12 protein-coding genes are annotated in these 12,719 nt (G+C 73.1%); 8 read left to right on the forward strand and 4 right to left on the reverse strand.

The window, feature by feature from the left end:
* The first annotated feature begins 128 nt into the window (after positions 1–128).
* The 7 genes from ABFX81_RS19645 to ABFX81_RS19675 all read left to right on the forward strand — a co-directional run bounded on the left by ABFX81_RS19645 (position 129) and on the right by ABFX81_RS19675 (position 7,733).
* Positions 129–965, forward strand: coding sequence for an enoyl-CoA hydratase-related protein (locus ABFX81_RS19645; protein WP_086853079.1), 837 nt, complete (start codon positions 129–131; stop codon positions 963–965).
* Between the two features lie 94 nt (positions 966–1,059).
* Complete coding sequence (locus ABFX81_RS19650; protein WP_346138399.1) at positions 1,060–1,692, forward strand: hypothetical protein; 633 nt, start codon at positions 1,060–1,062, stop codon at positions 1,690–1,692.
* Positions 1,689–4,283: a putative PEP-binding protein gene (locus ABFX81_RS19655; RefSeq protein ID WP_086853075.1), complete on the forward strand. Its 2,595-nt coding sequence runs from the start codon at positions 1,689–1,691 to the stop codon at positions 4,281–4,283. The genes ABFX81_RS19650 and ABFX81_RS19655 overlap by 4 nt, the downstream gene beginning before the upstream one ends.
* Complete coding sequence (locus ABFX81_RS19660) at positions 4,280–5,398, forward strand: acyl-CoA dehydrogenase family protein (RefSeq protein ID WP_346138400.1); 1,119 nt, start codon at positions 4,280–4,282, stop codon at positions 5,396–5,398. The genes ABFX81_RS19655 and ABFX81_RS19660 overlap by 4 nt, the downstream gene beginning before the upstream one ends.
* Before the next feature lie 18 nt (positions 5,399–5,416).
* Positions 5,417–5,860 carry a zinc ribbon domain-containing protein gene (locus ABFX81_RS19665; RefSeq protein ID WP_086854782.1) on the forward strand — a complete coding sequence of 148 codons (444 nt, stop codon included), beginning with the start codon at positions 5,417–5,419 and terminating at the stop codon, positions 5,858–5,860.
* The gene (locus ABFX81_RS19670) at positions 5,857–7,011 is read left to right on the forward strand and encodes a thiolase C-terminal domain-containing protein (protein ID WP_086854781.1); all 1,155 of its coding nucleotides are present in this window, start codon (positions 5,857–5,859) and stop codon (positions 7,009–7,011) included. The genes ABFX81_RS19665 and ABFX81_RS19670 overlap by 4 nt, the downstream gene beginning before the upstream one ends.
* Positions 7,012–7,028: 17 nt before the next feature.
* Complete coding sequence (locus tag ABFX81_RS19675) at positions 7,029–7,733, forward strand: SDR family NAD(P)-dependent oxidoreductase (RefSeq protein WP_086854780.1); 705 nt, start codon at positions 7,029–7,031, stop codon at positions 7,731–7,733.
* Between the two features lie 6 nt (positions 7,734–7,739).
* On the opposite strand, the gene ABFX81_RS19680 is transcribed toward ABFX81_RS19675, so the two are convergent.
* Positions 7,740–8,438: a TetR/AcrR family transcriptional regulator gene (locus tag ABFX81_RS19680; protein ID WP_346138401.1), complete on the reverse strand. Its 699-nt coding sequence runs from the start codon at positions 8,436–8,438 to the stop codon at positions 7,740–7,742.
* A 143-nt stretch (positions 8,439–8,581) separates the two neighbouring features.
* On the opposite strand from ABFX81_RS19680, the gene ABFX81_RS19685 reads away from it, so the two are divergent.
* Entirely contained in the window at positions 8,582–9,187 is a 606-nt protein-coding gene (locus ABFX81_RS19685; protein ID WP_086854778.1) for a TetR/AcrR family transcriptional regulator, read from the forward strand.
* 16 nt (positions 9,188–9,203) lie between these two features.
* Here the strand turns inward: ABFX81_RS19685 and ABFX81_RS19690 are convergent, their stop codons facing one another.
* From ABFX81_RS19690 to ABFX81_RS19700, 3 genes are read right to left on the reverse strand one after another with little or no spacing between them, the layout of a single operon-like run.
* Positions 9,204–10,655 carry a 2-oxo acid dehydrogenase subunit E2 gene (locus tag ABFX81_RS19690; RefSeq protein ID WP_346138402.1) on the reverse strand — a complete coding sequence of 484 codons (1,452 nt, stop codon included), beginning with the start codon at positions 10,653–10,655 and terminating at the stop codon, positions 9,204–9,206.
* Positions 10,656–10,660: 5 nt separating this feature from the next.
* Entirely contained in the window at positions 10,661–11,686 is a 1,026-nt protein-coding gene (locus tag ABFX81_RS19695) for a pyruvate dehydrogenase complex E1 component subunit beta (RefSeq protein ID WP_086854708.1), read from the reverse strand.
* 5 nt (positions 11,687–11,691) lie between these two features.
* On the reverse strand, positions 11,692–12,696 hold the full coding sequence (locus ABFX81_RS19700; RefSeq protein WP_346138403.1) for a thiamine pyrophosphate-dependent dehydrogenase E1 component subunit alpha: 1,005 nt from the start codon (positions 12,694–12,696) through the stop codon (positions 11,692–11,694).
* Positions 12,697–12,719 lie beyond the last annotated feature (23 nt).

Consider the following 12,719-nt stretch of genomic DNA (forward strand, 5'->3'; position numbering starts at 1 on the left):
CGCCGACGGGCGTACGGGCATCGGGTCCCGTCGCATCTAGAAACTGTATAGCGTCTTAAGTATCTTGCCTGGAAGCACCGGGGACGGGAAGCACCCGGCGACGGGAAGCTACGACAGGAGAAGCACCCATGGGCCTTGCCGTGAGCACCGAGCCGGTCCGGATCGTCCGCCACCCCGACCGGGTCGTCGAGCTGAGACTCGACGACCCGGGACGGGGCAACGCCCTGGACTTGAGGACGGCCGAGGCCTTGCGGGACATCGCGCGCGAGGTGGCCGCGGACCCGGGCGGCGCCGTGCTGCTGCGGGCGGCGGGCGGCAGCTTCTGCGTGGGCGGTGACCTGCGCGCCTTCGCCGGTCGCGGCGCCGGGACCGGCGCCTACGTGCATGCCGTGGCGAGCGCCGCGCACGCGGCGGTACAGGCCCTGTACGAGCTGCCCGTACCGCTGGTGACCGCCGTGCGCGGCGCGGCCGCGGGTGGCGGGATCGGCCTGGCGCTGGTCGGTGACATCGTCCTGGCGGCCCGGTCCGCGCGGTTCCGGCTGGCGTACACGGCGATCGGGCTGACGCCGGACTGCGGGGCCTCCTGGTTCCTGCCGCGCCTGGTGGGCCCTCGCAGGGCGGCGGATCTGATCCTCACCAACCGGGTCCTGACCGGCGACGACGCCGAACGGTGGGGCCTGGTCTCCCACTCCGTGGACGACGAGGAACTGGACGACGCGGCACACCGGACAGCGGCCGGCCTGGCCGCCGGCGCCGGTGACGCGCTGCGTGCCGCGAAAGGCCTGCTGCGCGCCGGCACCGGCGCCGAACTGTGCCGCCACCTCGCCGAAGAGGCGCGGCTGATCGCCTCTCTGGCCGACGGCCGGGAGGCGCGGGACCGCATGGCGTCGTTCCTCGCCGCGCGGCAGCGTCCGAAGGCGGGCGACGGCCGGACCGAGGCCGGCGAATCCGAAAGTGTTTCTTGAGTCCCTCTTCACTAACAGGCTCGCCGAGGCGTAACCTCCGGGCAACACAGATCCAAGGAACCGGTCACCACAGAACCGGGGAAAAGGTGTGGCGATGCAATCTGCTGCCGTGGGCCTTCCGGACGCTCCCGACGAGCCTCTCGGCGAAGCCCTCGTCGACCTCGTCCTGCGTGGCATGTGGCGCGGCCGGCCGGAGTCCGAGCACCGTCCGCTGGTCGACGCCGGGCTGGCGATGGTGAAGGGTCCGGTGGTGCTGCCGACCGAGCGGGCCAAGGCCGCCGCCGCGCGGATGCTGCGGGTCCCCGCCGGCTCCGAGCAGGAGGCGCGGATCACCGCCGCTTACGAGGCCTTCCTGCCGGTCAACCGGAAGATCCGCGACGTGTGCACGGCCTGGCAGTGCCGCCCCGACGGCTCCGCGAACGACCACTCCGACGACGCCTACGACGCCGGGGTGCGCGAGTCGCTGGAAGACGTCCACGAGGCCATCCAGCCCGTGCTGCGCAGGCTGGAGCGGGTGCTCGCGGGCAGCGACCGGTACCTCCCGGCCCTGGAGGAAGCCCTCGACCGTTTCGACGACGGCGCGACGGCGTGGCTGGCCTCACCTCTGTGCGACTCGTACCACACCGTGTGGATGCGGCTGCACCAGGAGCTGCTGCTCGTGCTGGGGATCAGCCGGGCCGAGGACGAGGCCCTGGAAGAGGAACTGGTCACGAGGAGCCGGGGGTGAGCGTCGCCGACCGCGAAGCGGGCCCGCTCGCACAGTCCGGCGCTCCTCTCGCGCCCTCCGAGGCCCCCGGCCGGGTCCTGGTGCCCTACGGGCAGGGCCGGATCCGGGGCCTCGACGCCAATGAGCTGGGCGCGCACGGCGCGGCGATGGACCGGCTGGTGGCCCTCGGGCTGCCGGTCGTGCCGGGGCTCACCGTGCCCGCGGGCGCCTCCGCGTCGCTGGGTGAACCCGACACCGCCGAGGCCGCCGTCGATCTGGTCGAGCAGCTCTCGGGGCGGCGGATCGGCGACGCGGGCCGGCCGCTGCTGCTGCGGCTGTCGGCGAGTGCGCCGACCGAGATCGCGGGGCTGCCGCCGGACCTGGCCTGTCTCGGTGTGACCTCGGGCAACGCCGACGACCTGTGCGCCGTCATCGGACGCGCGGAGGCCTTGCACGAGGTGTGGGCCGCCACCGTACGGATGATCGCCGAGTACGCCCTCGACGTGTCCGGTGCGGTGCTCGACGACGCCCTCCTGGACACGCCCGAGCCGCGAGCGCGAGTGGAAGCGCTGCTCTCCCTGGTGGCGCGGCACGGCTCCCAGCCCTTCCCGGACGACCCTGCGCAACAGCTCGCGCTGGCCGCCCGCGCCCTCCTCGCCCGGTGGGACTCACCGCGCGCCCGGAGGTCCCGCCGGGCCCAGCGGCTCCCCGCCGATCTGACCCTCGCCCTGCACGTGCAGGCGTCGCGCATCGGCCCGGCGGACCACTCGGGCTACGGCACGGCGGTCAGCCGCGACCCCGAGACCGGGCGGCTCTCCCCCCAGGGCTTCTTCTTCCGAGGTGTGCGCCGCAGCGCCCCGCCGCCGCACACCGGTGAACCGCTGGACCGGCTCGCGGGCGGGTCCGCCCTGCTGGAGCACTCCCTGCTCACCCTGGAGCGTCATCTGCGGGCACCGGTGTCGGTCGACTTCGAGGTGCGCGACGACGAGATCTCCCTGCTCGCCGCCTCGGCGCAACTCCGCCCGCCGCTCAGGGCGGCGGTGTGTCTGGCCGCGGACCTGGCCCGGGACGGGGCGCTCGGCCGCGAGGACGCCGTACGGCGGATCACCCCCGCGCAGGTGCAGGAACTGCTGCACCCCCAGCTTCGGCTGACCGGCGGGGAGGACCTCCTGGTGACGGGGCTGCCCGCGTCCCCGGGGGCGGCGACCGGAGCGGTCGTGCTGTCCAGTGAACGTGCCCTCGAACTGGCCGCGGACGGTACGCGGGTCGTGCTCGTGGCCGCTGAGACGACCCCGGCGGACGTTCCCGGGATGCTGGCCTCCGCTGCCGTGCTGACCGGCAGCGGCGGGATCGCCTCGCACGCCGCCGTGGTCGCGCGGGGCGCCGGCAAGCCCGCGGTGTGCGGCGCCGAGGGGCTGCGGGTGGACCTGGCCGCCGGGACGGTCCGCTTCGGGGAGCGGGTGGTGCGCGAGGGCGACCCGGTCTCGCTGGACGGCCGTACCGGCGCCGTCTACGCCGGGACCCTGAGCGTCAGCGTCGCCGGACCGCCGCCCGAGCTGTCCACCCTGCTGGAGTGGGCGGACGGCATGCGCCGGCTGGGCGTACGGGTCAACGCCGACACCGCCGCCGAGGTCGACACGGCCCTCGCCCTGGGCGCGGAGGGTGTCGGACTGTGCCGTACGGAACACCAGTTCCTCGGCGAGCGGCTGCCGCTGATCCGCCGGGTGCTCCTGGCCGCCGACCCGACCGCCCGCGACGAGGCCCTGGTGGCGCTGGAACGCGCCCAGCACGAGGACTTCCGCGCGCTGCTGGCCGCCGTCGGGAACCGCCCGGTGACCGTGCGCCTGCTGGACGCCCCGCTGCACGAGTTCCTGCCCGCCCCCGGACAGGCCCTGGACGCGGGCGAGGAGCAGCGGGCCGCCGCACTGCGCGAGGCGAACCCGATGCTCGGGCTGCGCGGGGTGCGGCTGGCCCTGCTGCACGAGAGGCTCTACCCGGCGCAGGCCGAGGCGCTCTTCACGGCCTGGGCAGATGTCGCCGCCACCGGTGTGCGGCCGGAGCTGGAGGTGATGATCCCGCTCGTCAGCCTGCCGGAGGAACTCGCCGCCGCGGCCGCGTACGTGCGCGGAGCCGCCGACGCGGTCGCCGCCCGCACCGGAGTGGAGGTCCCTTACCGGCTCGGCACGATGATCGAGACCCCGCGGGCCGCGCTGCTGGCCGGTGAACTCGCCGAGCACGCCGAGTTCTTCTCCTTCGGCACCAACGACCTCACTCAGCTCACCTACGGGTTCTCCCGGGACGACGTCGAGCGCCAGGTGCTCGCCTCGTACCGGGAGCGCGGGTTCCTGACCGCCAGCCCGTTCGCCCGGCTCGACCCGGACGGGGTGGGCGCACTCGTGGCCCTGGCCGCCGAACGGGCACGGATCGTACGGCCCGGCATCAAGCTCGGCGTGTGCGGTGAGCACGGCGGGGACCCGGAGTCGATCGCCTTCTGCGACGACGTCGGCCTGGACTACGTCTCCTGTTCCGCGCACCGCGTACCGGTGGCCCGCATGGCCGCCGCGCACAGTGCCCTGCGGCAGCGGCAGGACGAAAGCGGGAGCGCGCGATGACGAGCACCACGACCGAGGGCACGGCCCTGTCGGACACCGAGCTGGACGATCTGCGCGAGACCGTGCGGTCGGTGTGCGCCGACGCCGGCGGCACCGCCGCGGTCCGCCGGATGTCCGAGGAAGCCCCCGGCATCGACGCCGAGTTGTGGGACACCCTCGGCCGGCAGATCGGCCTCGCGGCCCTCGGCCTGCCCGGGTCGGCGGGAGGCATCGGCGGCCTCGCCGAGATCACCGCCGTCTGCGAGGAACTGGGCAGGACGCTGGCACCGGTACCGCTGCTGTCCTCCACCGTGCTGGCCGGGCAGGTGCTGGCCGGCTGCGGTACGGCCGACAAGGCACTGGCCGGGCTGGCCGAGGGGACCGTGCACGCCCTGGCGGTCGCCGCGCCCGACGGCAGGTGGCGGCCCGACGCCGTGCCGGTGGCCGTCTCCTGGCAGGGCGGTGTCCCGCTGCTGGACGGCACCGCGTCCTTCGTCCTCGACGGCGCCGACGCCGAGGCGCTGGTGGTGGCCGCGGCGGGCACCGACGGCGTGGACCTCTTCCTGGCCGACCCGCGCGAGCCCGGGGTCACGGTGCACCGGGTGCCCACGCTGGACCTCAGCCGGGGCCAGGCGGTGATCACCTTCTCCGGGGCCCGGGCCAGGGCGCTGACCGCCGGCGGCGAGGGAACGGACATCGTCTCCCGCGCCCTGGACGTGGCGCTGATCGCCCTGGCCGCCGAGCAACTCGGCGGGGCACAGGCCGCGTTGGACATGACGGTGGCCCATGTGCGCGACCGCACCCAGTTCGGCAGGGCGATCGGCGGCTTCCAGGCGGTCAAGCACGCCTGCGCCGACATGCTGCTCCAGGTCGAGGCCGCACGGTCGGCCGTGGTCCGCGCGGTCCTGGCGGACGGCTCACCCCAGGCGCTGGCCGAAGCGGCGGCGGTGGCGCAGGCGTGGTGCGGCGAGGCGTTCGTCTCCGTCGCCGCCGAGTGCGTGCAGTTCCACGGCGGTATGGGCTTCACCTGGGAGCACGACGCGCACCTGTACTTCCGGCGCGCCCAGTCGGACGCGGTCCTGCTGGGCGGCGCCGCACACCATCGGGAACGGCTGGCCGGGCTGCTGGGCTGGTGACGTGGAAGGCGGGACGGCATGACCACCAGACTCATCGACGAGTCACTGTTCGACGGGGAGTTCGGCGGGGGCTCCGACGCCGGGGATCCACCGCGTCTCGTGGGCGCCCGCTGCTCCGCGTGCGGCACCGTCGTCTTCCCCCGGCAGGACTCCTGCCCCAGGTGTCCGGACGGGGCGATGTCCGCGCGGGTGCTGCCGGTCAGCGGGCGAGTGTGGTCGTGGACGCTCCAGGCGTTCCCGCCGAAGCCGCCGTACCGGCCGCCGTCGGGCGGCCACCGGGCCTACCACGTGGGCTATGTGGACCTCGGTGAGGTCCTCGTCGAGGCGCGGCTTGCGGTGCCCCGCGCGGAGATCCGGATCGGTCTGCCGGTCCGGCTCACCACCGTGACCGCGTATCAGGACGAGGACGGGACCGAGGTGCTGACCTTCGCGTTCGCACCGGACAGGGACGGCGGACGATGAGGCGGACCGACGACGTCTATGTCGTGGGCTGCGGTATGCATCCCTTCGGCCGCGACGAGAGCGTCACCGGGATGGACATGGCCGAGCGTGCGATACGCGAGGCGCTGGCCGACGCCGGTGTCGCCTGGGAGGACATCGGCTACGCGGCCGGCGGCTCCGACGTGTCCGGCAAGCCCGACACCCTGGTGGGCCGGCTCGGCCTGACCGGAGTGCCGTTCGTCAACGTGCAGAACGGCTGTGCGACCGGCGCCTCGACCGTGCTCACGGTGGCCAACGCGCTGCGCGCGGGCGAGGCCTCCTTGGGACTGGCGGTGGGATTCGACAAGCACGAGCGCGGCGCGTTCCACGTCTCCGCGGCCCGCTACGGGCTGGGTGACTGGTACGCCGAGACCGGCATGATGCTCACCACCCAGTTCTTCGCCCTCAAGACCCGGCGGTACCTGTACGAACACGGGATCTCGGAGCGGGCGCTGGCGATGGTGGCGGCGCGGGCCTTCCGCAACGGCTCGCACCACCCCCTGGCGTGGCGGCGCAAGCCGCTGACGGAGCAGGAGATCCTGGACTCGGCCGAGGTCAGTCCCCCGCTCACCCAGTACATGTTCTGTTCGCCCGGACAGGGCTCGGCCGCGCTGGTGCTGGCGCTCGGCGACCGCGCGTTCGACCTGTGCGAACGACCGGTCAGGCTCGCGTCGCTGGCCTTCCGGACCCGGCGGTTCGGTTCGTTCGAGGTGTTCTCGCCCTGGCTGCCCCCGGGACCGCACCGAAGCCCCAGCGTGGACGCCGCGGAGGCGGTCTTCCGCACGGCGGGGCTGCGTCCCGCGGATGTACAGGTGGCCCAGTTGCAGGACACCGACAGCGGCTCGGAGCTGATCCACCTGGCGGAGACCGGGCTGTGCGGCCACGGCGAGCAGGAGGCGCTGCTGGCCGCCGGGGACACCGATGCCGCGGGCCGGATACCGATCAACACCGACGGCGGCTGTCTGGCCGGCGGGGAGCCCGTCGGCGCCTCCGGGTTGCGTCAGTTCCACGAGGTCGTACGGCAGTTGCAGGGCCGGGCGCCGGGTCTGCAGGTGCCCGGCGCTCCCCGGGTGGGCTTCACCCATGTCTACGGGGCGCCCGGGATCAGCGCCTGCTCGGTCCTCACGGTGTGAAAGGGGCGGACACCGCCATGCAGCACGACGGCAGAACCGCACTCGTCACGGGCGGGGCACGGGGAATCGGGTTGGAGATCGGCCGGCAGCTCGCGGACCGGGGGCTGCGGGTCCTGGTCGCGGCGCGAAAGCCGGAGGCCGCCGAGGAGGCGTGCCGTGCCATCGGCCCGGCGGCGGTGCCGCTGGCCCTGGACGTGACCTCCGCGAGGAGCGTCACCGAAGCGGTCCGGGAAGCGAGGGAGCTGACCGGCGGGATCGACGTGCTGGTGAACAACGCCGGGGTGTCGCTGGACGGCGATCTGCGGCCCCCTTACGTCGACGAGGACGTCCTGCACGCCACGCTGGACACCAACTTCACCGGCGCCTGGCGAGTGGCCCAGGCGGTCGTCCCGGGCATGGTGGAAGCCGGCTACGGACGGGTCGTGAACGTCACCAGTTCCTACGGTTCGCTGGCGCTGATGGACTCCGGCCGGCGTCCCGCCTACCGGATCTCGAAGACGGCGCTCAACGCCCTGACCCGCATGCTCGCGGCCGAGCTGTCCGGCACGGGCGTCCTGGTCAACGCCGCCGATCCCGGCTGGACCCGCAGCGGCATGGGCGGCTCCTCCGCCCCGCGCGGTCCACGGGAGGGGGCGGACACCCCGGTCTGGCTGGCGACCCTGCCCGAGGGCGACGAGACGACCGGCGGGCTGTTCGCCGACCGCAGGCCACTGGCCTGGTGAACCGCCTCAGGTCCGGGACGTGACCGGCTTGGCCGACTTCGCCGATTTTCCCGATTGCGCCGGTTTCGCCGGTTTCTGTTCGGTGGCGACGATGCGCAGTGCCAGCTCCCTGACCGCCTCCAGCACGGAGCGGGAGGGCAGCCGGGACAGCGGTCCCCCCTCCGCCCGCAGCGCGGTGACGAGCATGGTCGTACTGATCAGGGTGCGGACCGCGAGCGCCTGTGACGCGTGGCGCACCTTCGCCGCACGGGGGCTGCGGGTGGTGCCCTCGGGCAGATAGTCGTAGCCACGCTGGACGTGCCGCTGCTCGAACTCGTCCCGCAGCACCTTGACGCTGCCGTTGGCGGAGGCGACCTGGACCTGGTACAGGCGGGCCTCGTCCGGGTTCTGTTCGACCCAGTCCCACACGGCGTCGATGACGCGGATCAGCCCCTCCGCGTCACCCGGCTCGGACTCGGGACGGGCCGCCTCCACGACCGCGTTCAGCTGGTCGAACACGCGACGCATGGCGAGTTCGAGCAGCTCCTCCTTGCCGTCGAAGTGGTAGTAGACGGCCGTGGGAACCACCTGGGCCTCGTCCGCGATGTCCTGGATGCTGGTCTCCGCGAAGCCGTTGCGGCCGAACACCCGCACGGCGGCGGTGATGATGTGCTGCCGCCGCGAGGGTCGGTGGGCGGGCTGCTTGCCGTTCTTCGTGCTGGCCATCATGCTCCCTGCCGGCTGCCGTGACCCCGCGTCCGCGGGCCCTGTGTACTGCCCATGCTATCCAGTAACTCCAACCGGCCGGAGGAGTAATTCCTGCTGCGCGTGGGCTTACGGGACACTCCCCGCCCGGCATACTTGACACCATGACGACCTCCGGAACCCGCGCCGCTCACCGTCCGTCGCGCAAGCAGTGGGTGATCGAAGCAGCCACCGAGCTGTTCGCCACCCAGCCGCCGGACGAGGTGACGGTGGCCGACATCGCCGCTCGCGCGGAGATGACCTCGGCAGCGGTGTACTACCACTTCTCCTCCAAGGACCAGGTCCTGGCAGAGGGGATGCGGGCGTTCGCCACCGCACTGCGCGAGCAGTTGCAGGCGCTCACCGAGGCCCACGAGCCCGGCTCGGACGTCGGTGCGGCGGTCACCACGCTGCTGGCCTGGCTGGGCGAACACCGTTCCGCCGCCACGGTGTTCTTCGTGTCGTCGGCCGGCATGAGCCAGGAGGCGGAGGCGCTGCGCCAGGAGAGCCGCAGCGAGTTGCTGGACGAGTTGGTGCGGCTGATCCGCAAGGCCCGCACGTCCGTCACCGACGCCGAGGCGGCGGTGATCGGGCTGGGCCTGCTGGCGCTGCTGGAGACCGCGGCGATCTCGCAGGTCCGGGGCGACGACGTGTACCGGTCGCTGGGGCACCGCTCGTTCGTCCGCGAGGTCGGCGCCCTCGCGGAGCGGATCGCCGACCCGGCGTCCTGAGGGGCGGTCCGGCGGATCACACCAGCAGCCGGAGGGGCCTGCGCAGCAAGTCCCCGACCGTGCGCAGATATTCGGCTGCGGGTGCCCCGTCGACGGCACGGTGGTCGAAGGTGAGGCTCAGGGTGAGCACGCGCGTCCGCAGCGGCCGGTCGTCCGCCCACTCGACGCCGTCCCTGAGCCTGCCCACCCCGAGGATCGCGACATTGCCGGGGTTGATCACCGGGGTGAAGAAGTCGACGCCGTATCCGCCCAGCGAGGTGACGGTGAAGGTGGCCCCTTCCAGTTGTGCGGGGGAGATCCGCCCCTCACGCGCGGCCTGGGCCAGGTCCCTGGACCGGCGGGCCATCTCGGGCAGCGGCAGCTCCACGGCGTCCTCGATCACGGGGACCATGAGGCCGCCCGGGACGGCCACGGCGAAGCCCAGGTGGATGCCGTCGAGCAGATGGATGCCGTCATCCCGCACCGTCGCGTTGAGCAGCGGGTGCTCGCGCAGGGCCAGGGCGGCGGCCTTCAGCAGGAAGTCGTTGAGGCTGGGCACCGGCAGATCGCTGTCGGCCCACTCCTCCTTGAGCCGGTCCCGCAGGGACACCACGGCGTCCATCCGCACCTCGTAGCCGTGCGTCAGCTGTGCCATCTCCTGGAGGCTGGCGTGCATCCTGCGGGCGATGGTGCCGCGCATCCCGGTGAGCGGGACGACGTCGCCGGGCCGAGGGGCCGCGGCCCGGTGGGGAGGGACCGCGTCCCGGTGAGGAGGGGCCGTGGTGACGGCGTCGAGGTCGGAGCGGCGGATCCTGCCGCCCGGCCCGGTGCCGTTCACCTCGGACAGGTCGATGCCCCGTTCCTTGGCCAGCTTGCGGACCAGCGGCGAGTAGGAGGTGCCGCCCGGCGCGTCCGGCTCGCCGAGGACGCCCAGGTCACCGAGGTCGCCGGGGAGGGCCGCGAGGAACTCCTCCACGTCCTCGGAGACGATCCGTCCGCCGGGTCCCGTGCCGCGTACGGCGGTGAGCTCGACGTCGGCAGCGGTGGCGACCCGCCGGGCGTTGGGTGAGGACAGGAGCCGGCCGCCGGTGCCGTTGGCGGAGGGCACCGCGGGAGCAACGCCGGTGTCGGTGCCGTCGACGGAGGACACCGCGGCAGCAGCGTCGGCGTCGATGCCGTTGAGCGCGGGCAGAGACGCACCGGCACCGGACCCGGCTGGCATCGGCGTACCCGCCGGGTCCGGTGGCTGCTCACCCTCGGCCAGCAGCCAGCCGATGAGGGCCCCGGTGGGGACGGTGACGCCCGCCGGGACCACCGGGTGGAACAGTCCCCCGGCCTCCGCCTCGACGTCCACGTCGACCTTGTCGGTCGCCAGCCTCAGCAGCGCGTCGCCCTCCGCGACGGCCGCGCCGACCGGCACGAGCCATTCGTCGATCGTGCCTTCCTGCATGGTCAGACCGATCTTCGGCAGCAGAACCTCGACCGCCATGTCGGTCACGCCCTTTCGAGGAGACGCCGGCAGCCCTGGGCGATGCGGGCGCGATCGGGCACGTACGCCTTCTCCAGGACCGGGGAGAAGGGAACCGGGGAGAAGGGGGCGCCGATGCGCAGCACCGGCGCGTCCAGGTAGTCGAAGGCGGCGTCCTGGATCTGGGCGGCGATCTCCGCTCCGAGTCCGCCGAAGGTGACGGCCTCGTGCACCACGAGCACCCGGTTGGTGCGGCGGACGGAGGCGAACATCGTCTCGGTGTCCAGCGGCTGCACGCTGCGGGGGTCGATCACCTCGACCTCCACGCCCTCGGCCGCCAGTTCTTCGGCAGCCGCGAGGGCCTCCCCCACCATGCGCCCCAGGGCGATCACCGTGACGTCGGAGCCGTGCCGGGCGGTGTGCGCCTGGCCGAGGGGGATGCCGTAGATCTCCTCGGGCACCTCGCTGGTGCTGCCGAGCAGGACCTTGTTGAGCATGATGACGACCGGGTTGTCGTCCCGGATGGCCGAGACGGTCAGGCCCTTGGCGGTGTAGGCGTCGCTGGGCATGACCACCTTGAGGCCGGGCACGTGGGCCAGCCAGGCCTCCAGGCTCTGGCTGTGCTGCGCCGCGGCGCCGAGGCCCGCGCCGGAGGCGGTGGTGATGGTGAGCGGCACGGACAGCGCGCCGCCGAACATGTACTTCATCTTGGCGGCCTGGTTGACGATCTGGTCGAGGCAGACGCCGATGAAGTCCATGAACATCAGGTCGACGACGGGCCGCAGGCCCCGGGCGGCGGCTCCCACGCCGAGGCCGACCAGGGCGGCTTCGGAGATCGGGGTGTCGATCATGCGGCGGGGGCCGAACTCGTCGAGCAGGTTGTCGAACATGCGGAAGACGCCGCCGTATCCGGCCACGTCCTCACCGGCGACGAAGACGTTTTCGTCCTCGCGCATGGCCTGTGCGAGTCCCTCGTTGAAGGCCTTGACGTAGGACAGCTTGCGGGGGGCGGCGACCGGGGTGACGGCCGGTGCCTCGGTGGTGGTGGTCATGGCGGTCATCCCGAGTAGACGTTGAGCAGCAGGTCGGCGGGGTCGGGCAGCGGGCTGGCCTCGGCGTACGCGATGGCCTCGGCGATCTCGTCGCGCGTGCGCCGCCATACGTCGTCCAGCTCCGCACGGGTCGCGGTGCCGTCCGCGACGGCCCGGGCCTCCAGCAGGTCGATGGGGTCACGCGTCTTCCACTCGGCGACCTCCTCGTCGGAGCGGTAGGGGTGACGCAGGCCCTTGACTCCCTGGTGGTCGAAGAAGCGGTAGGTCTTGGCCTCGATCATCATCGGGCCCGCGCCGGACCGGGCCCGTTCGACGGCTTCGACGGCGGCCCGGTGGACGGCGGCCGCGTCCATGCCGTCGACGATCACGCTGGGCATGCCGTAGGCGGCGGCGCGGTCGGCGACATCCGTGAGCAGCATGTGCCCGGACTGCGGGGTGAACTCCGCGTAGCCGTTGTTCTCGCAGACGAAGACCACGGGCAGGCCGAGGATCGCGGCCATGTTGGCGCCCTCGTGCCAGGCGCCGATGTTGGTGGCGCCGTCGCCGAAGAAGGTCACGGCGACGTTGTCCTCGCCCTTGTACCGGGCGGCGAAGGCCGCGCCCACGGCGATCGGGACGCCGGCCCCGACGATGCCGTTGGCGCCGAGCATGCCGCGGGTGAGGTCGTTGATGTGCATGCTCCCGCCGCGGCCGAGGCAGGCGCCGGTGACCCGGCCGTACAGCTCGGAGTACATCTCGCGGAAGCCGACGCCCTTGGCCACGGCGTGCCCGTGGCCTCGGTGGGTGGAGGTGATCTGGTCGTCGTCGCGCAGGGCCGCCATCACGCCGGCGGCGACGGCTTCCTGGCCGACATAGAGGTGCAGGAAGCCGGGCAGTTTGCCGGCCTCCATGAGCTTTCCCGCCTCGGTCTCGAACAGCCGGATGCGCACCATGCGCTCGTGCAGGTCCTTGATGACCTGCGCGCTGACCTGCGTGGTTTTCTTCGACGCCGTTGACACTCGTTGAGCCACCGTCCGCCCCTTCGTCCGAGGGA

Origin of the sequence: Streptomyces coeruleofuscus, assembly GCF_039532725.1 — a bacterium.
In the GTDB taxonomy this organism is placed as follows: Bacteria; Actinomycetota; Actinomycetes; order Streptomycetales; family Streptomycetaceae; genus Streptomyces; species Streptomyces coeruleofuscus.

Coding starts and splice junctions, on each gene's coding strand:
- ABFX81_RS19670 (WP_086854781.1), top strand. CDS start 5,857: ATGAGGCGGACCGACGACGTCTATGTCGTGGGCTGCGGTATGCATCCC.
- ABFX81_RS19650 (WP_346138399.1), top strand. CDS start 1,060: ATGCAATCTGCTGCCGTGGGCCTTCCGGACGCTCCCGACGAGCCTCTC.
- ABFX81_RS19645 (WP_086853079.1), top strand. CDS start 129: ATGGGCCTTGCCGTGAGCACCGAGCCGGTCCGGATCGTCCGCCACCCC.
- ABFX81_RS19660 (WP_346138400.1), top strand. CDS start 4,280: ATGACGAGCACCACGACCGAGGGCACGGCCCTGTCGGACACCGAGCTG.
- ABFX81_RS19685 (WP_086854778.1), top strand. CDS start 8,582: ATGACGACCTCCGGAACCCGCGCCGCTCACCGTCCGTCGCGCAAGCAG.
- ABFX81_RS19680 (WP_346138401.1), bottom strand. CDS start 8,438: ATGGCCAGCACGAAGAACGGCAAGCAGCCCGCCCACCGACCCTCGCGG.
- ABFX81_RS19695 (WP_086854708.1), bottom strand. CDS start 11,686: ATGACCACCACCACCGAGGCACCGGCCGTCACCCCGGTCGCCGCCCCC.
- ABFX81_RS19675 (WP_086854780.1), top strand. CDS start 7,029: ATGCAGCACGACGGCAGAACCGCACTCGTCACGGGCGGGGCACGGGGA.
- ABFX81_RS19665 (WP_086854782.1), top strand. CDS start 5,417: ATGACCACCAGACTCATCGACGAGTCACTGTTCGACGGGGAGTTCGGC.
- ABFX81_RS19690 (WP_346138402.1), bottom strand. CDS start 10,655: ATGGCGGTCGAGGTTCTGCTGCCGAAGATCGGTCTGACCATGCAGGAA.